Consider the following 22,245-nt stretch of genomic DNA (forward strand, 5'->3'; position numbering starts at 1 on the left):
CGCCAGGTCTCCTGACGTGGAGGGTGCGGCCCGGTTACGCTGTGGTGCCCAGCTCCAGCAGGTGTGCGGGGCACGCGCGCCGGGAAGTCGGCCGCGGCAGCGGAACCTTGTGGCGAAGGGGCGTCAGTGGCGGACGACGTATTCGACTTCGGCCCAGGGGCACAGGTCCCGATCCTGGGTTCGGACGGACAGACCGCGGCGACGCATGCCCTCGCCTCGGCCGCGTACCGGGACAGTCCGGTCGAGGAGATCCTCAAGGCCGACAACGAGTGGCACAAGTCCAAAGTCTCGAAGGGCAGGTTCTCGCTCTTCGAGCCGAATCTGGGCGAGGCGTTCGCCCGTGCCGTACAGCTGCGGATGCTCGGCGGCGGCCGTGGCGCGCTGATCCAGTCCTTCGGCATGGAGCCGCAGACAGTGGTGGAGCACGCGCTGGCGGCGACACGTATCCGCAAGGAGCGTGACGCCAAACTCACCGCTGTGACCGTGGTGTTCGGGGTGCTGTTCCTGCCCGGCCTGCTGCTCTGGCTGGGCGTGTTCCAGCTGCGTCGCACGCTGGCGGGGGCCAAGGACAAGCGGGCCGGAATGGTGGGCGGCGCCCTGCTGCTCGCGGTGGCGGCGCTGGCTGTGATCGTCCTGGTCGCGCTGCCGTTCAACGGCGTCCTCGGCTGGTATCTGCGCGGCATGATCGTCGCGCCCGTCGCCGGCTGGCTGGTGGCCAGGCGGATCTGCGAGACGACCGCGAAGGATCTGCGCACCCGCTGGGACAATCTCCTCTCGGGCGGCGGTGTGGGAGCCAAGATCCCCGAAGCCGTACCGGGGAACCCGGGCGACGCCACCCGGGAGGCGATGCGCCAGGGCCTGGAGAAACTCACCGCCGAGCAGCGGTCCAACATGGTCTTCTACGCCGGTCCCAAGGGCATATTGGGCATGGGCACCCGCTGGGGCAGCTGGCAGCTCGCCGAGGAGCTGGTCCCCAAGGACCCGGGCAAGGAGATCCACCAGTTCCGTGCCTACGACGTGATACGGGCGATCCACGACCAGCTGAAGATGCTGGAGCGCGGCCCCCTCAACTCCGGTGGTTTCCCCAAGCCTTCGGTGAAGCACTGGATCGTGTCGCCGGTCGGCGAGGGCGCGGGCTCGGTGTCCCGGCGCGAGGGCCAGGACGTGGAGGCCTTCCAGGTGAAGCCGCACGAGATACAGCGGATCTGCAACCACCAGCAGTTCGGCGGCGGCGACCGGCACTATCTGGGCGTGCAGTTCGTCCTCTGGGACGGCCAGCTGGTGATCACCATGATGATCACGGTCACCGTGCTCCACGAGACCCTGCGTGTCGAGGTCACCGGTCATGCCCTGGGCCCGGTGCACTCCCTGTTCACCACGAAGTCCTCGCCGAAGACGGTCACGGTCGCCAAGACGGTCCGGTTCTGGGAGACCACCTCGCGCACACTGCCCCTGGTCGAGCCGCCCGAGGTGGTGCGGCTCGCGGTCCGCGCGCCCTTCACCTGGTATCCGCCGATCCTGGACTTCCTCGGCGGCAAGCTGTCGCTGCCCGAGCCCTTCGGCCTGCGGCATGCCTGGGCCGATCAGCCCTGGCGTCACCGCTTCATGGCCGACGACGCGATGCGCGCCGCCACCCCGGTGCTGCGCGTGGCTCACAAGGCCGCGCTGCGGGTGCTTGAGGAGCACGGCGTGGACACCGAGCGCTTCCAGGGCCGCGCGTCCTCGCTGAGTGGCGCGGTGCAGGACCTGTCCCCGAAGAAGGCCGACGCCTACGACGCGTAGCGGCGCTGCCTACGGGCGGTGCGGCCAGGCATCGGCCAGCATCGCCCGGGTGTCGGCGAGCAGCTGCGGAAGCACCTTCGTATGTCCGACGACAGGCATGAAGTTGGTGTCGCCGCCCCAGCGCGGCACCACATGCTGGTGCAGATGGGCAGCGATCCCGGCTCCGGCCACGGTGCCCTGGTTCATCCCGATATTGAAGCCGTGCGCGCCGGACGCCGTACGGAGCGCGGTCATCGCCCGCTTGGTGAACAGGCCGAGCTCGGCGGTCTCCGCCTCGTCCAGCTCCGTGTAGTCGGCGACATGGCGGAACGGCACCACCATCAGATGCCCGCCGTTGTACGGGTAGAGGTTCAGCACCGCGTACACCCGCTCTCCGCGCGCGATCACCAGCCCGTCCTCGTCCGACTTGGACGGGATGGAGCAGAAGGGACAGCCGTCTTCGGCGCCGGGCCCGGTGGGCTTGTTCTCGCCCTGGATATAGGCCATCCGATGGGGCGTCCACAGGCGCTGGAACGCGTCCTGGGTCCCCACTCCGATCTGCTGCTCCGGCTCACTCGTCATGCTGTGCAGCATATGACTTCGGCCCCGCGGAGCGTGTCGCCGGGCCCGCGCCCGACGGGCCCCCGCGATGCTGGGGCGATGCATGTCCGAAATGGGCCCGACCGGCAGCTCGGCTGGGAGCGGCGTACGGAGTTGCCGCTGCTCGTGGCCTCGGTGCTGTTCCTCCTCTGCTACGCGGTACGCGTCCTGAACCACAGCGCCGCTCCGTTCTGGCGCGACCTCGCGACGGCCCTGGCCCTGCTGATCTGGCTGCTCTTCGCGGTGGACTACGGGGTACGGCTGGTGCTCAGCGGCCAGGGCCTCCGGTTCGTCCGTACGCACTGGCTGGACACCGTCGTCCTGGTACTGCCGCTGCTGCGTCCGCTGCGGATCGTGAACACCTATATGACGCTCCAGCGGCGCCGGGACCGCCCACGGCTCAGTCTGTACGCGCGGGTGATGGCGTACGCCGGGATCTCGTCCGTCCTGCTGAGCTTCGCCGCGGCCCTCGCCGTCTATCAGCAGGAGCATGACGCGCCTGGGGCCACGATCACCACGTTCGGTGACTCGGTCTGGTGGGCCTGCTCGGCGATCACCACCGTCGGCTACGGCGATGTGACGCCCGTGACGCCGCTCGGCCGGGTGTTCGCGGTGTTCCTGATGGCGTGCGGGCTGGCGCTGCTCGGCGCGGTGACCGGTTCGTTCTCGTCCTGGCTGATCCAGGTCTTCAGCAGGGAGGACAAGGAGGGGCCCCCGGGGAGCGATTCCCCGGGGGCCTAGGTCCTGTCTTCAAAGTAGCGCCGTCCGCCCGGAGGGTGGGCTCGGCGGCGGTCGGTGCGTGCGATCGCAAGGCGGAGGGTCGCCCCAGTACTGGATGTACTGGGGCGATCCCGACAACGCGGCGAGCGTGCGTGCCGGGCGTCGCCGAGCAGGCGGGACTTTGAAGACAGGGCCTAGGACCCGCACTGGGTTCCGTCAGACCTGGGCGCGCTCGTCGACGATCTTGGCGATCTTCGCGATGGCCTCGTCGACGGGGATCCCGTTCTCCTGCGAACCGTCGCGGTAACGGAAGGAGACGGCACCATTGGCCATGTCCTCGTCCCCCGCGATGATCATGAACGGGACCTTCTGCTTCTGCGCGTTCCTGATCTTCTTCTGCATACGGTCGGACGACGAGTCCACCTCGACCCGCAGCCCCCTGGCCCGCGCCGCCTTGGCGAACTCCTGGAGGTACGGGATGTGCGCGTCGCCGATCGGGATACCCGTCGCCTGCACGGGCGCCAGCCACGCCGGGAACGCGCCCGCGTAGTGCTCCAGGAGCACCGCGAAGAAGCGCTCGATGGAGCCGAACAGCGCGCGGTGGATCATGACGGGACGCTGCTTGGACCCGTCCGGCGAGGTGTACTCCAGGTTGAAGCGCTCGGGCAGATTGAAGTCCAGCTGCACGGTCGACATCTGCCACGTACGGCCGATGGCGTCCCGCGCCTGCACCGAGATCTTCGGACCGTAGAACGCGGCGCCGCCCGGGTCGGGGGTCAGCGGCAGGCCCTGCTTCTCGGCCACCGCCCGCAGGACCTCGGTGGCCTCGTCCCACGCCTCGTCCGTGCCGACGAACTTCTCCGGGTCCTTGGTGGACAGCTCCAGATAGAAGTCGGTCAGACCGTAGTCGCGCAGCAGGTTCAGCACGAAGGTGAGCGTCGAGTCCAGCTCGTCCGCCATCTGCTCCTTGGTGCAGTAGATGTGCGCGTCGTCCTGGGTGAAGCCGCGGGCCCGGGTCAGTCCGTGCACGACGCCCGACTTCTCGTACCGGTAGACCGTCCCGAACTCGAAGAGCCGCAGCGGCAGCTCACGGTAGGACCGGCCCCGCGCGTCGAAGATCAGGTTGTGCATCGGGCAGTTCATGGGCTTGAGGTAGTAGTCCACGCCCTCGTCGAGCTGCATGGGCGGGTACATGCCGTCGGCGTACCAGTCCAGGTGCCCGGACTTCTCGAAGAGCTTCCCCTTGGTGGCGTGGGGCGTGTAGACGAACTCGTAGCCCTCCTCCTCGTGCCGGCGGCGCGAGTAGTCTTCCATCGCCCGGCGGATGACGCCGCCCTTGGGGTGGAAGACCGCGAGCCCCGAACCGACCTCGTCGGGGAAGGAGAACAGGTCCAGCTCGCTGCCGAGCTTGCGGTGGTCGCGCTTCTCGGCCTCGGCAAGGAACTCCAGATGCGCCTTCAGCTCTTCCTTCGACGGCCACGCGGTGCCGTAGATGCGCTGGAGCATCGGGTTCTTCTCGCTGCCACGCCAGTACGCGGCGGCGTTCCGCATCAGCTTGAACGCCGGGATATTGCGGGTGGTGGGCAGGTGGGGACCGCGGCAGAGGTCCTTCCAGCACAGCTCGCCGGTCTTGGCGTCCAGGTTGTCGTAGATGGTCAGCTCGCCGCCGCCCACCTCGACATCCGCGCCGTCGTCGGTGGAGGCGGCGCCCTTGATGCCGATGAGCTCCAGCTTGTACGGCTCGGCCGCCAGCTCCTCGCGGGCCGCCTCGTCGGTGACGACGCGGCGCGAGAAGCGCTGCCCGCGCTTCTGGATCTCCTGCATCTTCTTCTCGATGGCCTTGAGGTCATCGGGGGTGAAGGGGGTCGCGACGTCGAAGTCGTAGTAGAAGCCGTCCTTGACCGGCGGGCCGATGCCCAGCTTGGCCTCGGGGTGCAGCTCCTGCACGGCCTGCGCCATGACATGCGCGGTGGAGTGGCGCAGGATCGCTAGGCCGTCCTCGGAGGAGATCTCGACGGGCTCGACGACCTCGCCCTCGGCGATCTCGTACGCCAGGTCCTTCAGCTCGCCACCCACGCGCGCGGCGATCACGGTGCGCTCACCGGGGAAGAGGTCGGCCGCCGTAGTGCCCGTCGTCACCACGCGCTCTTCCCGCTCGGAATCGCGTTGGATGATCACACGGACGTCTGACACCGGTCTCTCCTGACTCACGGGGCGCGACAGCGGACACTGCGCGTTCTGAATCGTACCGAGCCCGGAGGACCGCGCGCGAAACGGTTTGCCGGGAGGCCGGCGGGCGGCCATGGGCAGCCCGCCAGCCGGTCCGGTCACCGTACGGCGCCCACTGGACACGGCGCGTACCGAACGACCTGTCCGGGTATCCCCTTTTCGGGCAGAGCTGGAACATCTGCCGCTCATGCGCGAGGAGTTCGGGAATGACGTGTTGGTACGAAGGGCCGCTGGCCGCGTTCGACACCGAGACGACGGGGGTGGACGTCGAGGAGGACCGGATCGTTTCGGCCGCTCTGGTCGTCCAGGACATGGCGGGCGCCCGGCCACGGGTGACGCGCTGGCTGATCGATCCCGGGGTGCCCGTGCCCCCGGCCTCCACCGAGGTGCACGGACTCACCGATGATTTCCTGCACCGCAACGGCCGCTGGCCGGCGCCGGCGGTGGAGGAGATGGCGCGGGCGCTGGCCGGGCAGTGCGCGGGGGGCCGGCCGCTCGTGGTGATGGACGCGCCGTTCGATCTGACGGTCCTCGACCGTGAACTGCGCCGCCACCGCGCCTCGTCCCTCGCCGAGTGTCTACAGAACGTACCGCTGTGTGTGCTTGACCCCCTGGTCCTCGACAACCATCTGGACCGCTATCGCAAGGGCGGCCGTACGCTCGCCGATCTCTGCGCCCATTACGAGATCGAGCTGGACGGGGTACGGGACGCGACCGGTGGCGAACTGGCCGCGCAGGCGGCGCTCGACGTCGTGCGCGCGGTCGGGCGGCGCTTCTCCGCGCGGATGGAGCGGCTGAGCGCAACGGAGTTGCATACGCTCCAGGCCGTCTGGCACGCGGCGCAGACCCGGGGGCAGCAGACCTGGTTCTCGCGCGGCGGCGAGGATTCGACGGATCCGGCCTGGCCCCTGCGGCCCGAACTGCCCGCCGAGGCGGCCTGATCCACGAAGATCCGCCGGACAGGAGCTGGGGGGCCGGAACGCGCGAAGGCCGGTCCGTCATCGACGGACCGGCCTTTCCCGGTGGGCGATACTGGGTTCGAACCAGTGACCTCTTCGGTGTGAACGAAGCGCTCTCCCACTGAGCTAATCGCCCGGGAACGGACTGAACCATACAGGTCCTCGCGGGCTTCCTTCAAACCGAACGCGGCGTACTCACCCCCGCGTCTGAGTACGCGCGCCGATGCCGGACCGTGTGGCGCCGGACACACTCCCAGTCCATGGAGAACATTCCGCCGCCCGCCCAGGAGCTGGCGATGATCGACCAGGAGCTGGTCCGACTCGACACGCGCAGGGGCCAGTTGCTGGCGCGCAGGGCTCAGTTGGTGAGTCTCCTCGCGCGGTCGGCGCCGCCGCCGTGGCCGTACGCGCGGCCGGTGCCGCCCGGCCCGCGGCCGACACCCGCCCCGCGCTCCGCCGGGGAGATACCCCCGCCGAGCGCGCAGAACGCGCTGCTCGCACTGGGCGGGGTGCTGCTGACAGTCGCCGCGATCGCGTTCACTCTGGTCAGCTGGGGACAGCTGAGCGTGGGCAGCCGGGCGGCGGTGCTGACGGTCATCACGGTCCTGGCGCTGACCGTTCCCGCGGTGCTGCTGCGCCGCGGGCTCGCCTCGACCGCGGAGGCCGTGGCGGCGTTCGGACTGGCGCTGATGGTGCTGGACGCGTACGCGCTCCACGAGGTGGCGCTGCCCAGGACGGACGGCCTGCGCTACGCGGCGGGCGCCACCGCCGTGCTCGCCGCGCTCTGGGCCGGGTACGGATCGGCACTCGACCGGCTCCGGCTTCCGCTGCCCATAGCGGTGGTGACGGCCCAACTCCCGCTGTTTCTCGGCTCCCTGGCCGTCGAGGCGTCCGCGCTGACGACGGCCTGGGCGCTCCTGGTGACGGCCGCGCTGGACACCGCGCTCGCCCTGCGGCTGAAGCCGGGATCCGTGCGGTCCTTCGCGATCGTCGCCGCCTGCGTGACGTCGGGAGCGGCGCTGCTGACGGGTGGTTGGCTGTCGGTGGCGGCCGGGACACCGCTCGCCGCGGCCGGGCCCGGGGCACTGCTGCTCGCGGCGGCGGCGCTCGCGCTGTTCGCGGCGTGGCGCACGAGCCGGATGGCGCCCGTGTGCGCGGGGGCGGCGGGGCTGGCGGCGGTCGCGGCGGCCGGTGGTGCGGTCCGTACGGCCGTGCCGGACGGCTGGGCCGTGCTCGGGTATCTGCTGTGCGGGGTCGCTCTGCTGACGGTCGTACGTACCCGGCTGCCGCACGCGGTGGTACGGGGTCTGGCCGGCGCGGCGGGGGCGGTGGGGGCGGCCTCGGTCCTGTGGACGCTGCCGGCGCTCGCCGTGGTGCTGCTGGGCGCGCTGAGCCGGGTCACCGCGATCTGGACGGGCGCTCCGAGCGGCGCGCGGGCGGCGTTCGGTGTGGATCTTCCGTGGGCGGGGCAGCCGACGGCGCCTCTGGTGCTGCTGATCGCGGCCGGGGTGGCGGCGGGCGCGTACCGCCTGCCGCCGGGGGCACCGGACTCCGCCGACGGCGGGCGGCAGTGGCGTGTTCCGGTGCTCTGCGGTGCTGTCGTGCTCGGCTGGGCCACCGTTCTGGTGGCGCCGCCCACGCTGGACCTGGGGTATCCGGCGGCGGTGGCGGCGCCCCTGGCGCTGACGGCGGCCCTGCTGGCGGTGGTCGTGCCGACGGTCGTCGTGCGCCCGCGCGCTGCGATGGGTACGGCGGTGACGATCACCGCGCTGGTCTGCGCCCTGGCGGGCTCGGTCTCCGTGTCGCTGCTGTCCCTCGCCACCCGGACCGCGACGGTGACGACGCTCGCGGCGCTGTGCGCGCTGTTCACGGGGGCGGCCGTAGCCGGGGAGACGGTACGCGCGCGAGGCGCCGCAGCGGGCACCCAGGCGGCTTCACGGCCGTCGCCGACCGTGCGCGCGCTCCTCGCCTGCGTGGCTGTCGGGTACGCGACCGCGCTGGTCGCCGCGGCCTGCCCGGCCATCGGGCTGCCCGCCGAGCGCACCGCCGTGGCGCTCCTCGCCGTACCCGGCGCCGTGGCGCTGCTGGGCGCCCGGCTGCGCCGCCATCCGGTGGCGCCGCCGATCGAGCTGGCCTCCGCCGGGGCCGCGGTGCTCGCCGTGGTCCTCGCCTCGGGCCGGGCACCCGTGCTGGCGCTGGTGCTCGCGCTGTGCGGGGTGATCGCGGCGGGCACGGCGGTACGGACCGAGCGGCGGCGGGTGGCCGGGTACGCCGCGACCGCGCTCTTCGTCCTCGCCACCTGGGTGCGGCTGGCCTCGTCCGGCGTAGCGGCCCCCGAGGCGTACACGCTGCCGGTGACACTGCCAGCGCTCGCCGTCGGGCTGCTGCGGCGCCGGCGCGCCCCGGAGGCCTCGTCATGGACGGCGTACGGCCCCGGGCTGGCGGCCACGCTGCTGCCGAGCCTGCTGGCGGTCTGGGGCGATCCGGGCTGGCCGAGGCCGCTGCTGCTCGGCCTGGCGGCGCTGGCGCTCACACTCACCGGGGCCCGGCTGCGGCTCCAGGCGCCTCTGGTGCTGGGCGGCGCGGTGCTCGCCCTGGACGCGCTGCACGAGCTGGCGCCGTACGTCGCGCAGCTGGTGGGCGTCCTGCCGCGGTGGCTGCCGCCGGCCCTGGCCGGCCTGCTGCTCCTCGCGGTGGGGGCGACGTACGAACAGCGTCTGAGGGAGGCCCGCCGACTGCGCGGGACGCTGGGCCGGATGCGGTGAGCGGGAAAAAACGACCGAGGCTCCGAAGACCCTGCCGGTCTTCGGAGCCTCGGTTCCGGGTGGGCGATACTGGGTTCGAACCAGTGACCTCTTCGGTGTGAACGAAGCGCTCTCCCACTGAGCTAATCGCCCGGACGCACCGCACACATTACCCCATGTCAGCGGCGTCCCCGGACGCGTTCCGGGTCACTCGTCGATCTTCCAGGGCATGACGATCCCGAACTTCCAGAGGTAGATCCCGACCAGTACGGCGATGATCACCAGACCGACGGAGGTGAGGATGATGTTGCGCCGCCTGACCTTCGGGTCCAGGGCCTTCTGGGCCGCCTCGGTGACCTTGCGCCGGGTCCAGCGCAGCACCAACTGCGCCCAGACGAACTCGGTCGCCCAGATCGCCATGCCGCCGAAGATCACCAACCAGCCGGGCCCCGGCAGTACGAGCATGGAGACGCCCGCGATCACCACCGCGAGGCCGACCACGAACACGCCGACCTGCCAGCTCAGATGGAGCGTCCGCGACGCCTTGATGAATCCGGGCGCACGGGACCCGAGCTCACGCTCCGGATCCGCCGCGCCACCCTCCGCCACGTCCCCCACTACGGGCCGCTCGGTCGTCGGCGCCACGACATGCCCCCGCTCGTCACTCTCCGCACGCATGAGCCCCAACCTACCGGAATCACCCGCGTCACCGGAATGGCCGTATAACCCGAAGTCACACACGGCCGTACGAGCTACCCGAAGAATCACAAAACAGACAGAGGGGTTTACAACGGCACCGTAGGTGGCATGTCGACTTCGCCGACGTGCGAATCCCCGAGCGCACACTGAGCGAAAGGCCCTGGCGCTTATGAACACCACGGTCAGCTGCGAGCTGCACCTGCGCCTCGTTGTATCGAGCGAGTCCTCACTGCCTGTACCCGCGGGCCTCCGGTATGACACGGCCGATCCCTATGCCGTGCACGCCACCTTCCACACCGGAGCCGAAGAGACGGTCGAGTGGGTCTTCGCCCGCGACCTTCTCGCCGAGGGGCTGCACCGGCCCACCGGCACCGGCGACGTCAGAGTCTGGCCGTCCCGCAGTCACGGTCAGGGCGTCGTCTGCATCGCTCTGAGCTCCCCAGAGGGCGAAGCCCTGCTTGAGGCCCCGGCGCGGGCCCTGGAGTCGTTCCTCAAGCGGACCGACGCCGCGGTGCCACCCGGCACCGAGCATCGTCACTTCGATCTCGATACGGAGCTCTCACACATCCTGGCCGAGAGCTGAGCCAGGCAGAGAGCTGCACGGCGCCGTCCGACTCGGGGAGACGGCGCCGCGCGGACAACCGCATACGGAGGACACCGGCGCCGTCGCCGCGGAACCCACCGCGACGACGGCGCCGGTGCGTTCGCGACCCGGCCCCGTCCGGCGCGGGCAGCGACTAAAGTCGGCGGGATTCGGCGGGCACCGGCCCGCGGCAGGCCAGGGAGCGGATCGTGCTGATTCCACACGACACCCGGATCGCCCTCGACACGGTTGTCGATCTGGTGAACACCGCACCGGAGGAGGATTCGGGCGGCGCCGGCGCTACGGACGGGCTCGGGGACATCGAGGCGCTGTACGGCTTCGTACGGAGCCATGACATCAGCGGGGTGGGTGATCTCGGCAACCGCGATCTGCGGGCCGTACTGGACGTACGGGCCCGGTTCGCGGAGGTCTTCGCGACGCCGGACCCGCGCTCCGCGGCCGATCTGATCAATCAGCTGGTCGCCGCCGCGGGGACGACGCCGCAGCTGACCGATCACGACGGCTACGACTGGCATGTGCACTACTTCGCGCCGGGCGCCTCCGTCGCCGATCATCTCGCCGCCGACTGCGGCATGGCACTGGCGTTCATGGTCGTGGCCGGGGAACAGGAACGGCTGCGCCGCTGCGAGGCCCCGGACTGCGGGCACGCGTTCGTCGACCTGTCGCGGAACCGCTCGCGCCGTTACTGCGACAGCCGCACCTGCGGCAACCGACTGCATGTGGCCGCGTACCGGGCACGCCGCAAGGAAGCGGCGGCCGGCTGACGGCGCTCACAGCAGAAAGAGATCGTGCACCGCCGCCATCAGCAGCAGCGAGCCGATCACCGCCAGGAAGATCATCAACGGCGGCTGGGAGAGCGCGAAAAGACAACCGCGCTGCTCATCGGTGGGTGCGGGGGGTTCACCCCGTGAGGTATCGAGCATCTCGGGGCGATCATGACGTACCCCGAACCGGGCCGTTGACCAACACGCGTCCTCGGGGCGGGAGTTCATCATATTCCGTGGAAAACATCCCCGAAATCCCGCCGAATCCCGTCTCACCTGCGATGCTGCCCCGCACTCCCGGAAACGGGGAGTGCGCTCCGGTCACCCCGCGAGGGCCTAGATGCCGTGCTTCTTGAGGATGGCCTCGATGTCGCTGAAGTCGTCACCGGGCTTCGCCGCGGGCTGCTTGGCCTTGGGCTGAGCGGCCGGCCGGGTGCCGGGGCCCAGTGAGGGCGCGGACGCGGCGGGTTCGACCGCGGCTCCCTGGCGCGCGGCCTTCGCCGCGGCCCTGCGCTCCTTGCGCGTGCCACCGCGCCGGCGCTCCACCGCCCGGGTGGTCATGAAGAGCAGCCACGCGATCGCGAGGACCCCGAAGCCCGCCCACGCCATCGGGCTGAACGCCGTGTTGGCGGCCCACTTCACGATGCCGGTCATCGCCAGCGCCACCGGCACCAGCGAATAGGCGGCGATGCGTGCCGCGGCGAGGAAGCGCTTCCGGTACGCCGTGATCGCGGCGATGCCCAGGCCCGCTGCTGACACCGCTGCGCAAATGGTCTCGGCAATCATCAGGTCCTCCAGGCAGAGCGCTTCATCGGCCGAACACTTCTCGCTCTCCATCCTGCACCTCGCGACCCGGTAGGGCCACGGTGCGGGGCGAGGCCGGGAGGATCTGGGGGAGATCTCGGGGACGGGCTCCTCCCCAGGTCCCAGGTCCCGGTCCCGGGTCCCGGTCCCAGGTCCCGGTCCCGGGTCCCGGTCGGCCGGGGTACGACGGGCTGGAAGACTGGCCCCATGAACGACTCCCCCGCCAACCGCCCCGTCGTCCTCGACGTGTGGTGCGACCTTGAGTGCCCCGACTGCCACCGGGCCCTGGACGATCTGCGCGCGCTGCGCGCCCGTTACGGGGACCGGCTGGAGCCGCGGCTGCGGCACTTCCCCCTGGAGAAGCACAAGCACGCGTACGCCGCCGCACAGGCCGCCGAGGAAGCCGCGGAGCAGGGGCGCGGCTGGCCGTACGTCGAAGCCGTACTCGCCAGGACGGCGGAGCTGGCGGCCAAGGGGGAACCCGTCCTGCTGGAGGTGGCGCGCGAGCTGGGGCTGGACGCCGAGGAGTTCGACACCGCGCTGATCGACGGCCGGCACCTCCTGGCCGTCGACGCCGACCAGGCCGAGGGCAAGGCGATCGGGGTCACCGGCACCCCCACGTATGTCATCGGGGACGAGCGGCTGGACGGCGGCAAGAGCCAGGAAGGGCTGCGCGGGCGCATCGAGGAGATCGCGGACCGGCTGCTGGCGAGCGCTTAGAGGCCTCGCGGATAGGTGGGGCGGCGCTCAGAGCAGCTGCTTGAAGAAGTTGCGGTTCGTGGTGGCGTACTGGAGCGATTCGTACAGCCGGATCGCCGGGGTGTTGTTCGCGAACACATGCAGTCCGAGCAGGCTGTCCCCGGTCTCCAGCGCCGCCCGCTCGGCGAGCAGCATCAGTGCGCGGCCGTAGCCCTTGCCGCGCTGGTCCTCGGCCACCGCCACGTCGAACACCCACGAACCCCACTCGCCGGGACTCACCTCGCCCGGCGCCACCCAGACATGGCCGACGACGGTTCCCGCGTGGACGAGGACGGTGATCGAGACGCCGGGGGTGGCCAGGCCCTCGGGAAGGATCTCGCGGTGGCTCGTCTCCGCCTTGGCGCGGGCCTGCTCGGGCGGCACGCCCCGGGCCATCCAGTTGCGCGCGTAATCGTCGAGGGCCTGTGCCTGCCAGATCTCGTATTCCGCGTCGTTCATCGGACGGCCCTCGACATCCGCCGGGAGCTCCGGAGCCCGGGGCGGCACCGGCTTGGCCATGTTGCGGCTGCGCTCGGTGTAGCCCAGGGACTCCAGCAGGCGGAGCGCGGGGACCGCGTCGGGCGGTACGGAGGCCAGCACCTGGCCGCAGCCCCAGCCGCGCAGAACCTCCTCGGTGGCGAGCGCGGCGACGGTGCCCCGGCCGCGCCTGCGGTCCGGTTCATCGATGCGCAGAGCCTGGATGATCCCGGCCGTGTGCCCGAAGTTGGGGTCCGTGGCGAGTTCGATCGTGCCGACGGGGCGGCTGTTCACGCAGACCTCGTAGGAGCGTGACTTCCCGCCGTCGTCGGTTTGCTGAAGCGGCCCGGTCGGCCGCAGGGTGGTGGTCATCAGGGGAGTTGTACCCGTCGCGTGGCGCGGAGTCATCCGTTTTTCGGACCGGCCGCGCCGTTCACCGGGCCTCAGGGATCCAGGTCGGCGCCTGCCCGCTCCTCGAAGACGCGCATCGCCTTGGTGGTCACCGGCCCCGGGGCGGCGGACAGTTGACGGTCGTCAAGACGGTAGACCGCCTGTACGTCGCGCAGCGTGGAGGTCAGGAAGATCTCCTCCGCGCGCTCCAGGACGTCCAGCGGCAGATCCGTCTCATGGGCACCGCACCACTCGGCCGTCAGGGCCCGGGTGATACCGGCGAGGCAGCCGGACGCGAGCGGCGGGGTGTGCAACTCGCCGTCGAGGACGACGAAGACATTGGAGCCCGTGCCCTCGCAGAGCGCGCCGACGGTATTGGCGAAAAGCGCCTCGCTCGCGCCTTGTTCCCGCGCCCTCGCGAGGGCGACGACGTTCTCCGCGTACGAGGTGGTCTTGAGGCCGGTCACCGCGCCGCGTTCGTTGCGCGTCCAGGGGACGGTGATGGCGGCGGTGGTGTCGGGGCGGCGCTTCGTCCCGCCGACGGCGACGACCAGGGTCGGGCCCGCCTCGCCCCGGTCGGAACCGAGCGGGGAGAGTCCGCCGGTGTAGGTGATCCGCAGCCGTCCCAGGTCCACCGGGTTGGCGTCGAGAACGGCCGCGCAGGCGCGGCGTACCTCGTCGAGATCCGGCTCCGGCAGCCCGAGCCCGCGGGCGGAGCGGCTCAGCCGGTCCAGATGGCGAGTGAGGGCGAAGGGCCGGCCCTGGACGGTCTTGACCGTCTCGAAGATGCCGTCCCCCACGGTCAGTCCATGATCGAGCACGGACACAAGAGCGCCTTCGGCCATGTGCAGTCCGCCGTTGACCCAGATCTTCATCTACCCGGTCCTTCCGCTCGCTTCGTACGCGCCCGACGCTATCGCGAGCAGCCGGGCGGCCTTCAGCTCGGTCTCCGCCCACTCCCCCTCGGGGTCGGATCCCCAGGTGATGCCCGCTCCTGCGCCGAAGCGCAGGACGGGTCCCGGGGCCGCGTCGCGGTCGATCCAGAAGGTACGGATCCCGACCGCCAGCGCCGCCGTGCCGCGGTCGGCGTCGACCCAGCCGATACCGCCGCAGTAAGGGCCGCGCGGGGCGGTCTCCAGCTCTTCGATGATCCGCAGGGCGCTGGACTTGGGGGCGCCGCTGACCGAGCCGGGCGGGAACGTGGCGGGCAGCAGCCGCGGCCAGCCCGCGTTCCCGTCGAGTTCGCCCCGTACGGTCGAGACGAGATGGACCAGCCCGGGGTGCGGCTCGACCGCGCAGAGCGCGGGGACCGTCACGGATCCGGTGGCGCAGACGCGGCCCAGGTCATTGCGGACGAGGTCCACGATCATCACGTTCTCGGCGTGATCCTTCTCCAGCATCTCTTCCGCGGTGCGGGCGGTGCCCTTGATCGGACCGGACTCGACGGTACGGCCGGCCCTGCTCAGATACAGCTCGGGCGAGGCGGTCGCGATCTCCACGCCGTGCGCGGGCAGCCGGATCGTCCCGGCGTACGGAGCGGGGTTGTCGCGCGCGAGCAGCGCTGTCAGTGCGTCGACATCGGCCGTGTCCGGAGCGGGCAGCGGCGCGGAGAGCACCCGGCAGAGGTTGACCTGGTACACATCGCCCGCCGCGATGTACTCACGGATCCGGCGGACACCCTTGGTGTACGCGTCGCGGTCGAGCGACGACGTCCAGTCATCGGCGGCGGGTCCACGCCACTGCCCCGGCACGGGTACGGGCACCGGCTCCGTCCGTACCTCGTCGAAGCGAGCGCAGGTGAGACGGCCCTCGAAGTCCGCGGCGACGGCCCAGAACCCGGCGGAGTCGAGCGCTTCCGGATCATGGGTGACATCCCGCAGACCGAAGGCGACAAGGCCGCCGAAGCGGGCCAAAGGAGCGAGGTCGTGCACGCTTGCGAGTCTAGAACAGCCTCCATTGGTCCGCTCCGGGCTGAACGTACGGCGAACGCACCCCAGCACGCTGCGGAAACGCGTTTTTGTGCTGGCCCCGGAATCCGCTAGAGTTCAACACGTCGCCGGGCCGTACGACGGACCGGAACCGATACGCGGACGTAGCTCAGTTGGTAGAGCGCAACCTTGCCAAGGTTGAGGTCGCCAGTTCGAACCTGGTCGTCCGCTCGAATATGGGGGACCCTTCCCGAGCCCCCGTACTCCTGGGTGGAGTGGCCGAGAGGCGAGGCAACGGCCTGCAAAGCCGTCTACACGGGTTCAAATCCCGTCTCCACCTCCAAGGACGATTAGCTCAGCGGGAGAGCGCTTCCCTGACACGGAAGAGGTCACTGGTTCAATCCCAGTATCGTCCACTGGATCCATCCGGATTCCCCGCGCGATTAGCTCAGCGGGAGAGCGCTTCCCTGACACGGAAGAGGTCACTGGTTCAATCCCAGTATCGCGCACGCAGTACACGCGGGTTCTACCTGCGCGATTAGCTCAGCGGGAGAGCGCTTCCCTGACACGGAAGAGGTCACTGGTTCAATCCCAGTATCGCGCACTGCCCGAAGCCCCCGGCCGTCTCCATGGCCGGGGGCTTCGTCATATCCCTGCTCAGGAGGAGAAGAGCATCCGTCCGAAGCTCTTCTGACGGTGGTGCCCGCCGTGGTGACCGCCGTAATGGCCGCCGCCGTGCTGAGGCGCGCCCCAGGCGGGAGCGGGGGTGGCGGGGTACGCCTGCGGAGGCGGGGGCGGGGCCTGCTGTACGGGCGGCGCCTGCTGCGACCACTGCGACTCCAGGCGCGTCAGGGACTCCAGCTCGCCGTAGTCGAGGAAGATTCCCCGGCAGCCGCTGCACTGCTCTATCTGGACACCGTTGCGGTTGTATGTGTGCATCGCCGCGTGGCACTTGGGACACTGCATGGTCTGCTCGCTCCTCGCCATTCATCCGGGATCGCCGTAACGCGCTCCCGGCGGCCGTGGGTTCATGTGTGGCCTCACCCTACGACGACGCCCCGGGCGCCAACTCGGTTGCGAGGTCGGCTATCCGCGTACAGGCGTCGATCATCAGCATGCCGGCCTCGTCCGGATCCCGGCCCTCCGCGCTGGACTTGGCGATGGCCAGCGCGGCGGTCTGCACGGTGAGGGCGCGGGCCGCGACATCCAGCCGGGGCCAGGGATCCGCGTCGGGGGCGGCGGGCACGGCGGGGCCGCGCGCGGACCGGTAGCCGCCGAGGAAGCGCAGCCAGGTCTCGGGGGGCAGCAGTCCCGCCGCGTACCAGGCGGCGGGGCGGGCCAAGTCCCAGGCCGGGTCGCCCAGTCCGAGGTCGTCGACATCGATGAGCAGCCAGGGGCCGTCCGGAGCCGGGTGGCGTACGAGCTGGCCCAGGTGCAGATCGCCGTGGCACAGGGCGTACGGTCCGGGCGGGCGCGCCTCGCCACGGGCCCAGGCGGGCAGGCGCTGCCAGGCGCGCTCCACGGGAACGGCGGCGGGGTGCGGTCCCGCGGCGCGCATCCGGGCGACGGCGCGGGCGGCCTTGGCGGGTCCCCGCATGTACGGCAGCCGGTGGCCGGAGCCCGAACCGGTGGGGGCCCGCGCTCCGGCTCCGGCTGCCGCCGCGGCTTCGACTCCCACCGCCGCACCGGCCTCGGCCACGGCTTCGGACAGTGCCGCGAGCGGCAGGGCGTGCAGCCGGGCGATGAGCGTGCCGGCCTGCTCCCAGGGGGCGGCGTCGGGGTCGGCGGGGTCGACCGGGGTGCCGTACGGCCACGCGGTCACCGGCCGGCCGCGCAGTTCCTCGGCGGCGGCCGGAAGCGGTGGCAGCAGAACTCCGGTGAGCAGGGGATGTGCGGCGATGGCCAGCCTGACGCGGTGCCCGGCCGGGTCCGTACCGTCGGCGTGGGCCTTGGCGACGATCTCGCCGTGCCGTACGACCGTCCCGTCCGGCCGGTCGGCGAGCACGGTGCTTCCCCGGCCGCAGGCCCGGCAGCCCGCCGGGTCCGCGGAGCGCACCGCCGGGTGTGCGGTGTCGTGGGCGACGAGGCCCAGTGCGCGTACGACGGATGCGGTCATGGAGGCCCCCGGATGCGTGGTGTTCCGTGCCGAGCGTACGGCGGGGGAACCGGGCCCGGACAGCGCGATGGCCGGTCAGCTCCCCAGCTGACCGGCCAAACGCTGCCGTCCGCCGCACCCCCGTCCCCACGGGGTTGTTGGCCGGATGTCCCCGACCCGGGCCGCTCTCCCGGATCCGAAGCGCCGCTCAGCGCCCCAGCATCACGCCCACGGACGACGCTTGTGTCACCACTGCTTCCCAGCCGCCGAAGACGACCACCAGCAGGGCTGCCAGAGGAAGGACCATGGCGGTCGCCACCAGGGGGTGGCGGGTGCCGGACCGGCGCCCGCCGAACGCGGCGAACGCCTTGCGTCCCTGCGTGCGGATCATCGCCCGCGATGCCGTGTCCGCCATGGTCCCTCTCCTGTCCTGTTCCGAGCGCGGCGAGTGTGTGACCTCGGGGGACGAGTGCTTCACCCGCCGCTTGACCTCAACATTAGGGATCCGGCGGGCCCCGGTCGTCATGCCCGCGTACCGATTGCCGGGCCTCCCGGAGGATGAGCCGGACGCCCGTCACGTACTCCCCTGGGTGGAGAGACGGGTCTAGCTCCCGGGGTCATCCCGGAAGGGACGCTCCTCGGAGCGCTCCGAGGGCTCCCCCCGGGGCACCGGCTGCTCGACCAGCGCGAGAACCCGCGTGGCCATGAACCGCGCCGTTCTGACCACCCCTCCACCGCGGGTGACTTCGCTCACTTCCACCACTCCCCGGCGCACCGCGGTCTCCACCCTGCGGCCCGCCCGGCTCGCCACCACTTCGTAGGTCCGTGTCGTGTCCCCCGCGTCCACGACTATCTCCACCCGGTCACCCTTCACGATCCAATCCCCCTTCTGCGTCAGACCTTTGAGATCACGCACGGGCCTGAGGACCTGGGCTCCGCCACTCCCCTGACCACCACTCAAGTTTCCCACCCGGCACTGACAATCGGTCGGTGCGCGAGGGCGCGGCCTATGAGCGCGCCGGGGCGCGGGTACGTAAGCTGTGCCACGTCACACGGACGACCGGGCAGCGGGGATGGACATGGCGATGATGCGGCTCCGGCGCGAGGACCCGCGTGTCGTCGGTTCGTTCAGGATCCACCGTCGGCTGGGCGCCGGCGGGATGGGGGTCGTGTATCTGGGCTCCGACCGGCGCGGTCAGCGGGTCGCGCTGAAGGTGATCCGGCCGGATCTGGCCGAGGATCAGGAGTTCCGGTCGCGGTTCGCCCGCGAGGTCTCCGCCGCGCGGCGGATCCGGGGCGGCTGTACGGCTCGGCTGGTGGCCGCGGATCTCGACGCGGACCGCCCGTGGTTCGCCACCCAGTATGTGCCGGGCCCCTCACTGCACGACAAGGTCAACGAGGAGGGCCCGCTCTCCGCGGCCGAGGTCGCCTCGGTGGGTGCCGCGCTCTCCGAGGGGCTGGTGGCCGTGCACGAGGCGGGCGTCGTACACCGCGACCTCAAGCCGTCGAACATCCTGCTCTCGCCCAAGGGCCCGCGCATCATCGACTTCGGCATCGCCTGGGCGACGGGCGCGAGCACGCTGACGCATGTCGGCACCGCGGTCGGATCACCCGGCTTCCTCGCACCGGAGCAGGTGCGCGGCGCGGCGGTCACTCCGGCCACGGACGTGTTCTCGCTGGGCGCCACGCTGGCGTACGCGGCGACCGCCGATTCCCCGTTCGGGCACGGCAGTTCCGAGGTCATGCTCTACCGGGTGGTCCACGAGGAGGCTCATCTCGACGGGATGCCGGACGCGCTCGCGCCGCTCGTGCGGGCCTGTCTGGCCAAGGACCCGGAGGAACGTCCCAGCACGCTCCAGCTCTCGATGCGGCTCAAGGAGATCGCGGCGCGGGAGGCCCAGGGGCTCCCGGAGAACCGGCCGCCCGTACAGCGGACGCGGAGCGGGCAGGAGCTGCCGACCGGCCGGCTGACCGAGCGTTATACGGAGCGGACCGCCGGACACGGCGCGCCGAGCCGTACGCCGGGAGCCTCCGGCGGCCCGGCGTCGCGTCCCGGGCCCTCCCGGAGCACGGGCTCCTCATCCCGTACCGGCGGCTCCTCCCCCCGCAACGGCTCGCCGCGCCCCCCGCGGTCCCGCGGCGCCTCGCGTACGGGCAGCGGCCGGCCGAAGCCCGGAGCGCGGACGAGCTCGGGCAAGCTGCGGCCCGCCAACCCCCGCCTGCTGCGGCAGCGGCTGATCGTCTTCGTCGTCGTGACCCTGATCGTCGCACTGGGCATCGCGGCGGCCCAGCAGCTCTGAGCCGTACGGCCCGCCCGGACGTCAGTTCTCCGGGCGGCCCGTCGTGACCGCGTAGAAGGCGACCGCCGCCGCCGCGCCGACGTTCAGCGAGTCCACGCCGTGCGCCATGGGGATACGGACCCAGGTGTCGGCGGCGCCGAGCGCACGCCCGGACAGCCCGGCGCCCTCCGCGCCCAGCATCAGCGCGACACGCTCCAGCCGGTGCGGAGCGACCTCGTCCATCGGGACCGCCCGCTCGTCGGGGGTGAGCGCCAGCAGTTGGAAGCCCGCCTCCCGTACGGTGTCCAGCGCCCGGGGCCAGCCGTCGAGCCGGGCGTACGGCACGGAGAACACCGCGCCCATCGAGACCTTCACCGAGCGGCGGTAGAGCGGATCCGCGCAGTCCGGGGAGAGCAGGACGGCGTCCATGCCGAGGGCGGCGGCGCTGCGGAAGATCGCGCCGATATTGGTGTGGTCGTTGACCGCCTCCATGACGGCGACGCGTCGTGCCGTACGGAGCACCTCATCCACCGCGGGCAACGGCTTACGCGCCATGGAGGCGAGGGCGCCGCGGTGCACGTGGTAGCCGGTGACCCGTTCGGCCAGCTCGGGGCTGACCGCGTACACCGGGGCCGTGGCCTCGTCGATGATGTCCCGCATGGTGTCGACCCACTTGGCCGAGAGCAGCATCGACCGCATCGGGTAGCCGGCCTGGCCGGCCCGCCGGATGACCTTCTCGCCCTCGGCGATGAACAGCCCTTCGGCGGGCTCGCGTCTGCGGCGCAGCTCGACATCGGTCAGACCGGTGTAGTCGCGCAGGCGCGGGTCGTCGGGGTCGTCGATGGTGATGAGTTCAGCCACGGGGTGACACAGCCTTGTCGGGTGAGGGGTGGGCGGACAGGACCTACGTGCCGTCCCCCAGCGTGACGACCTCGCCGATCACGATGACGGCCGGGGGCCGGACCTCCTCCGTCCGCACGACCTCCGCGACCGTCGCGAGCGTGGCGTCGACCCGTCGCTGGGAGGCCGTGGTGCCCTCCTGCACCAGGGCGACCGGGGTTCCGGGCGCCCTGCCGTGCTCCACGAGCGCCTGGGCGATCGCGCCGATCTTGTCCACGGCCATCAGCAGGACGAGCGTCCCACGGAGCCGGGCGAGCGCGGCCCAGTCGACGAGCGAACGGTCGTCGTCCGGGGCGACATGCCCGCTGACGACAGTGAACTCGTGGGCGACCCCACGGTGCGTGACGGGGATTCCGACCGCCCCCGGCACGCTGATGGAGCTGGAGATGCCGGGCACGACCGTGCACGGGATACCGGCCGCGGCCAGCGCGTGTGCCTCCTCCATACCCCGTCCGAACACGAACGGGTCGCCCCCCTTGAGCCGGACCACGGCCTTGCCCGCCTTGGCGTGCTCGATCAGCGCGTCGTTGATCGCCTCCTGGGCCATGGCGCGGCCGTACGGGATCTTCGCGGCGTCGATCACCTCGACGTGCGGCGGCAGTTCGTCCAGCAGATCACGCGGGCCGAGACGGTCGGCGATCACGACATCCGCCTCGGCGAGGAGCCTGCGGCCGCGCACGGTGATCAGATCCGGGTCGCCGGGGCCGCCACCGACGAGGGCGACGCCGGGGGTACGGCTGCGACGGTGCGGGGCGGCCAGCGTGCCGTCGCGCAGCCCCTCGACGATGGCGTCCCGCACGGCGGCGGAGCGGCGCGGGTCACGCCCGGTGAGCACGGCGACGGTAAGGCCCTCGCTGCGGCCGGTGGCGGGCGTCCAGGCGGTGGCGGCCTCCGCGTCGTCGCTGCGTACGCACCAGACGCGACGGCGCTCGGCCTCGGCGGAGGCGGTGCGGTTGGCATCGTCGTCGCTGGACGCGACGAGGACGTACCAGGCGTCGGCGAGGTCGCCCTCTTCGTAGCGCCGGCGCTCCCAGCGGATCTCGCCGGCCGCCGCCATGGCCTCGACGGAGGGTTTCGCGGACGGCGAGACCAGCACGATGTCCGCGCCGGCCGCGATGAGCGCGGGCAGCCGGCGCTGCGCGACCTGGCCGCCGCCGAGGACGACGACGCGCCGCCCGGCGAGGCGGAGTCCGACGGGGTAGGCGGGGTGCGAGTGCTCGGCGTGCTCGGGCATGTGGGTGGGGGCTCCTCGGGCGGGGCGGGGTTGCGGGGGCGGGTGCGGGTGCGGGTGCAGGGCGGGGGCGGGGGCGGGCGTGAAGTGGCTGGTGGGGTGCGGTGTGTGCGGTGTGGTTGGGCGTCCAGCTTACGGCGGGGTGCCTTCGGCGGGGGTGCGGGTGCGGGTGCGTGCGTCTTGGTGCGGGTGCGTGGGTCGTGGTGCGGGTGCGTTGGTCTGGTGCCGGGTGCCGGGGCCTGCGGAGGTGCGTGTCCGGACTGCGCTGCGATCGATTTGCGACTCCGTCGCGTGGTCACCGCGCTTCGCGCGTGCTGCGACGC

The 22,245-nt window shown here is 71.6% G+C and carries 22 protein-coding genes and 7 tRNA genes; 13 read left to right on the plus strand and 16 right to left on the minus strand.

Going from position 1 to position 22,245, the window contains the following annotated elements; genetic code table 11:
• The first annotated feature begins 126 nt into the window (after nucleotides 1–126).
• Nucleotides 127–1,782 carry a hypothetical protein gene (locus tag ACFRMN_RS32695; protein ID WP_383026552.1) on the plus strand — a complete coding sequence of 552 codons (1,656 nt, stop codon included), beginning with the start codon at nucleotides 127–129 and terminating at the stop codon, nucleotides 1,780–1,782.
• A gap of 9 nt (nucleotides 1,783–1,791) precedes the next feature.
• Here the strand turns inward: ACFRMN_RS32695 and ACFRMN_RS32700 are convergent, their stop codons facing one another.
• Nucleotides 1,792–2,355, minus strand: coding sequence for an HIT domain-containing protein (locus tag ACFRMN_RS32700; protein WP_326612928.1), 564 nt, complete (start codon nucleotides 2,353–2,355; stop codon nucleotides 1,792–1,794).
• Between the two features lie 66 nt (nucleotides 2,356–2,421).
• Here ACFRMN_RS32700 and ACFRMN_RS32705 point away from each other — a divergent pair, with 66 nt between their 5' ends.
• The gene (locus tag ACFRMN_RS32705) at nucleotides 2,422–3,102 is read left to right on the plus strand and encodes a potassium channel family protein (protein ID WP_383026554.1); all 681 of its coding nucleotides are present in this window, start codon (nucleotides 2,422–2,424) and stop codon (nucleotides 3,100–3,102) included.
• A gap of 195 nt (nucleotides 3,103–3,297) precedes the next feature.
• On the opposite strand, the gene thrS is transcribed toward ACFRMN_RS32705, so the two are convergent.
• Nucleotides 3,298–5,274: a threonine--tRNA ligase gene (gene thrS / locus ACFRMN_RS32710; RefSeq protein WP_383026557.1), complete on the minus strand. Its 1,977-nt coding sequence runs from the start codon at nucleotides 5,272–5,274 to the stop codon at nucleotides 3,298–3,300.
• A gap of 242 nt (nucleotides 5,275–5,516) precedes the next feature.
• Between thrS and ACFRMN_RS32715 the strand changes: the two genes are divergently transcribed.
• Nucleotides 5,517–6,251, plus strand: a complete 735-nt coding sequence (locus ACFRMN_RS32715; RefSeq protein WP_383026560.1) for an exonuclease domain-containing protein — start codon at nucleotides 5,517–5,519, stop codon at nucleotides 6,249–6,251.
• A gap of 82 nt (nucleotides 6,252–6,333) precedes the next feature.
• Here ACFRMN_RS32715 and ACFRMN_RS32720 read toward each other — a convergent pair.
• Nucleotides 6,334–6,405 (minus strand) — tRNA-Val (locus tag ACFRMN_RS32720).
• 124 nt (nucleotides 6,406–6,529) lie between these two features.
• On the opposite strand from ACFRMN_RS32720, the gene ACFRMN_RS32725 reads away from it, so the two are divergent.
• Complete coding sequence (locus ACFRMN_RS32725; protein WP_383026562.1) at nucleotides 6,530–9,034, plus strand: SCO7613 C-terminal domain-containing membrane protein; 2,505 nt, start codon at nucleotides 6,530–6,532, stop codon at nucleotides 9,032–9,034.
• 60 nt (nucleotides 9,035–9,094) lie between these two features.
• Here the strand turns inward: ACFRMN_RS32725 and ACFRMN_RS32730 are convergent.
• Together ACFRMN_RS32730 and ACFRMN_RS32735 are read right to left on the minus strand one after the other, a co-directional pair.
• Nucleotides 9,095–9,166 (minus strand) — tRNA-Val (locus ACFRMN_RS32730).
• Nucleotides 9,167–9,220: 54 nt separating this feature from the next.
• Nucleotides 9,221–9,691, minus strand: coding sequence for a TIGR02611 family protein (locus ACFRMN_RS32735; RefSeq protein WP_383026565.1), 471 nt, complete (start codon nucleotides 9,689–9,691; stop codon nucleotides 9,221–9,223).
• Between the two features lie 190 nt (nucleotides 9,692–9,881).
• On the opposite strand from ACFRMN_RS32735, the gene ACFRMN_RS32740 reads away from it, so the two are divergent.
• Both ACFRMN_RS32740 and ACFRMN_RS32745 read left to right on the plus strand, forming a co-directional pair.
• A complete protein-coding gene (locus ACFRMN_RS32740) occupies nucleotides 9,882–10,295 on the plus strand; it encodes an SsgA family sporulation/cell division regulator (protein WP_003959770.1) in 414 nt (137 codons plus the stop codon).
• 209 nt (nucleotides 10,296–10,504) lie between these two features.
• Nucleotides 10,505–11,080, plus strand: coding sequence for a CGNR zinc finger domain-containing protein (locus ACFRMN_RS32745; protein WP_383026568.1), 576 nt, complete (start codon nucleotides 10,505–10,507; stop codon nucleotides 11,078–11,080).
• Between the two features lie 6 nt (nucleotides 11,081–11,086).
• On the opposite strand, the gene ACFRMN_RS32750 is transcribed toward ACFRMN_RS32745, so the two are convergent.
• Both ACFRMN_RS32750 and ACFRMN_RS32755 read right to left on the minus strand, forming a co-directional pair.
• A complete protein-coding gene (locus ACFRMN_RS32750; RefSeq protein ID WP_249951066.1) occupies nucleotides 11,087–11,239 on the minus strand; it encodes a hypothetical protein in 153 nt (50 codons plus the stop codon).
• A gap of 177 nt (nucleotides 11,240–11,416) precedes the next feature.
• On the minus strand, nucleotides 11,417–11,866 hold the full coding sequence (locus ACFRMN_RS32755; RefSeq protein ID WP_383026599.1) for a hypothetical protein: 450 nt from the start codon (nucleotides 11,864–11,866) through the stop codon (nucleotides 11,417–11,419).
• Nucleotides 11,867–12,091: 225 nt separating this feature from the next.
• Here ACFRMN_RS32755 and ACFRMN_RS32760 point away from each other — a divergent pair, with 225 nt between their 5' ends.
• Nucleotides 12,092–12,604 (plus strand): DsbA family protein, encoded by a 513-nt coding sequence (locus ACFRMN_RS32760; protein WP_383026571.1) that lies wholly within the window; start codon nucleotides 12,092–12,094, stop codon nucleotides 12,602–12,604.
• A 27-nt stretch (nucleotides 12,605–12,631) separates the two neighbouring features.
• Here ACFRMN_RS32760 and ACFRMN_RS32765 read toward each other — a convergent pair whose 3' ends face one another.
• The 3 genes from ACFRMN_RS32765 to ACFRMN_RS32775 form a co-directional block, all read right to left on the minus strand.
• Entirely contained in the window at nucleotides 12,632–13,471 is an 840-nt protein-coding gene (locus ACFRMN_RS32765) for a GNAT family N-acetyltransferase (protein WP_383026574.1), read from the minus strand.
• Nucleotides 13,472–13,542: 71 nt separating this feature from the next.
• Nucleotides 13,543–14,364, minus strand: coding sequence for an aminotransferase class IV (locus ACFRMN_RS32770; RefSeq protein WP_383026577.1), 822 nt, complete (start codon nucleotides 14,362–14,364; stop codon nucleotides 13,543–13,545).
• On the minus strand, nucleotides 14,365–15,420 hold the full coding sequence (locus tag ACFRMN_RS32775) for a chorismate-binding protein (RefSeq protein ID WP_383026580.1): 1,056 nt from the start codon (nucleotides 15,418–15,420) through the stop codon (nucleotides 14,365–14,367).
• Nucleotides 15,421–15,575: 155 nt separating this feature from the next.
• Here ACFRMN_RS32775 and ACFRMN_RS32780 point away from each other — a divergent pair.
• The 5 genes from ACFRMN_RS32780 (at nucleotide 15,576) to ACFRMN_RS32800 (ending at nucleotide 16,021) form a co-directional block, all read left to right on the plus strand.
• Nucleotides 15,576–15,648 (plus strand) — tRNA-Gly (locus tag ACFRMN_RS32780).
• 38 nt (nucleotides 15,649–15,686) lie between these two features.
• Nucleotides 15,687–15,760, plus strand: a tRNA-Cys gene (locus tag ACFRMN_RS32785).
• 1 nt (nucleotide 15,761) lies between these two features.
• A tRNA-Val gene (locus ACFRMN_RS32790) sits at nucleotides 15,762–15,833 on the plus strand.
• A 21-nt stretch (nucleotides 15,834–15,854) separates the two neighbouring features.
• Nucleotides 15,855–15,926, plus strand: a tRNA-Val gene (locus ACFRMN_RS32795).
• A 23-nt stretch (nucleotides 15,927–15,949) separates the two neighbouring features.
• Nucleotides 15,950–16,021 (plus strand) — tRNA-Val (locus ACFRMN_RS32800).
• Nucleotides 16,022–16,074: 53 nt separating this feature from the next.
• On the opposite strand, the gene ACFRMN_RS32805 is transcribed toward ACFRMN_RS32800, so the two are convergent.
• The 4 genes from ACFRMN_RS32805 to ACFRMN_RS32820 all read right to left on the minus strand — a co-directional run bounded on the left by ACFRMN_RS32805 (nucleotide 16,075) and on the right by ACFRMN_RS32820 (nucleotide 18,386).
• Entirely contained in the window at nucleotides 16,075–16,383 is a 309-nt protein-coding gene (locus ACFRMN_RS32805; protein WP_383026582.1) for a zf-TFIIB domain-containing protein, read from the minus strand.
• Between the two features lie 79 nt (nucleotides 16,384–16,462).
• Nucleotides 16,463–17,533: a phosphotransferase family protein gene (locus tag ACFRMN_RS32810; protein WP_383026585.1), complete on the minus strand. Its 1,071-nt coding sequence runs from the start codon at nucleotides 17,531–17,533 to the stop codon at nucleotides 16,463–16,465.
• A gap of 187 nt (nucleotides 17,534–17,720) precedes the next feature.
• A complete protein-coding gene (locus ACFRMN_RS32815) occupies nucleotides 17,721–17,927 on the minus strand; it encodes a hypothetical protein (RefSeq protein ID WP_030355447.1) in 207 nt (68 codons plus the stop codon).
• A gap of 189 nt (nucleotides 17,928–18,116) precedes the next feature.
• The gene (locus tag ACFRMN_RS32820) at nucleotides 18,117–18,386 is read right to left on the minus strand and encodes a hypothetical protein (RefSeq protein WP_383026602.1); all 270 of its coding nucleotides are present in this window, start codon (nucleotides 18,384–18,386) and stop codon (nucleotides 18,117–18,119) included.
• A gap of 205 nt (nucleotides 18,387–18,591) precedes the next feature.
• Here ACFRMN_RS32820 and ACFRMN_RS32825 point away from each other — a divergent pair, with 205 nt between their 5' ends.
• Nucleotides 18,592–19,812, plus strand: coding sequence for a serine/threonine-protein kinase (locus tag ACFRMN_RS32825; RefSeq protein WP_383026604.1), 1,221 nt, complete (start codon nucleotides 18,592–18,594; stop codon nucleotides 19,810–19,812).
• Between the two features lie 21 nt (nucleotides 19,813–19,833).
• Here the strand turns inward: ACFRMN_RS32825 and ACFRMN_RS32830 are convergent, their stop codons facing one another.
• Nucleotides 19,834–20,652, minus strand: coding sequence for a TrmH family RNA methyltransferase (locus ACFRMN_RS32830; protein ID WP_383026588.1), 819 nt, complete (start codon nucleotides 20,650–20,652; stop codon nucleotides 19,834–19,836).
• A gap of 43 nt (nucleotides 20,653–20,695) precedes the next feature.
• Nucleotides 20,696–21,925: a uroporphyrinogen-III C-methyltransferase gene (gene cobA, locus ACFRMN_RS32835; RefSeq protein ID WP_383026591.1), complete on the minus strand. Its 1,230-nt coding sequence runs from the start codon at nucleotides 21,923–21,925 to the stop codon at nucleotides 20,696–20,698.
• Nucleotides 21,926–22,245: the final 320 nt, after the last annotated feature.

The organism is Streptomyces sp. NPDC056835 (assembly GCF_042789485.1).
Lineage (GTDB): Bacteria > Actinomycetota > Actinomycetes > Streptomycetales > Streptomycetaceae > Streptomyces.

Bases quoted from the DNA above. Each gene is read 5' to 3' on its own strand.
- cobA (WP_383026591.1), bottom strand. From the start codon at position 21,925: ATGCCCGAGCACGCCGAGCACTCGCACCCCGCCTACCCCGTCGGACTC.
- ACFRMN_RS32765 (WP_383026574.1), bottom strand. From the start codon at position 13,471: ATGACCACCACCCTGCGGCCGACCGGGCCGCTTCAGCAAACCGACGAC.
- ACFRMN_RS32705 (WP_383026554.1), top strand. From the start codon at position 2,422: ATGCATGTCCGAAATGGGCCCGACCGGCAGCTCGGCTGGGAGCGGCGT.
- ACFRMN_RS32815 (WP_030355447.1), bottom strand. From the start codon at position 17,927: ATGGCGGACACGGCATCGCGGGCGATGATCCGCACGCAGGGACGCAAG.
- ACFRMN_RS32750 (WP_249951066.1), bottom strand. From the start codon at position 11,239: ATGCTCGATACCTCACGGGGTGAACCCCCCGCACCCACCGATGAGCAG.
- ACFRMN_RS32825 (WP_383026604.1), top strand. From the start codon at position 18,592: ATGGCGATGATGCGGCTCCGGCGCGAGGACCCGCGTGTCGTCGGTTCG.
- ACFRMN_RS32810 (WP_383026585.1), bottom strand. From the start codon at position 17,533: ATGACCGCATCCGTCGTACGCGCACTGGGCCTCGTCGCCCACGACACC.
- ACFRMN_RS32740 (WP_003959770.1), top strand. From the start codon at position 9,882: ATGAACACCACGGTCAGCTGCGAGCTGCACCTGCGCCTCGTTGTATCG.
- ACFRMN_RS32755 (WP_383026599.1), bottom strand. From the start codon at position 11,866: ATGATTGCCGAGACCATTTGCGCAGCGGTGTCAGCAGCGGGCCTGGGC.
- ACFRMN_RS32735 (WP_383026565.1), bottom strand. From the start codon at position 9,691: ATGCGTGCGGAGAGTGACGAGCGGGGGCATGTCGTGGCGCCGACGACC.
- ACFRMN_RS32725 (WP_383026562.1), top strand. From the start codon at position 6,530: ATGGAGAACATTCCGCCGCCCGCCCAGGAGCTGGCGATGATCGACCAG.
- ACFRMN_RS32700 (WP_326612928.1), bottom strand. From the start codon at position 2,355: ATGCTGCACAGCATGACGAGTGAGCCGGAGCAGCAGATCGGAGTGGGG.
- ACFRMN_RS32805 (WP_383026582.1), bottom strand. From the start codon at position 16,383: ATGCAGTGTCCCAAGTGCCACGCGGCGATGCACACATACAACCGCAAC.
- ACFRMN_RS32770 (WP_383026577.1), bottom strand. From the start codon at position 14,364: ATGAAGATCTGGGTCAACGGCGGACTGCACATGGCCGAAGGCGCTCTT.
- ACFRMN_RS32760 (WP_383026571.1), top strand. From the start codon at position 12,092: ATGAACGACTCCCCCGCCAACCGCCCCGTCGTCCTCGACGTGTGGTGC.
- ACFRMN_RS32715 (WP_383026560.1), top strand. From the start codon at position 5,517: ATGACGTGTTGGTACGAAGGGCCGCTGGCCGCGTTCGACACCGAGACG.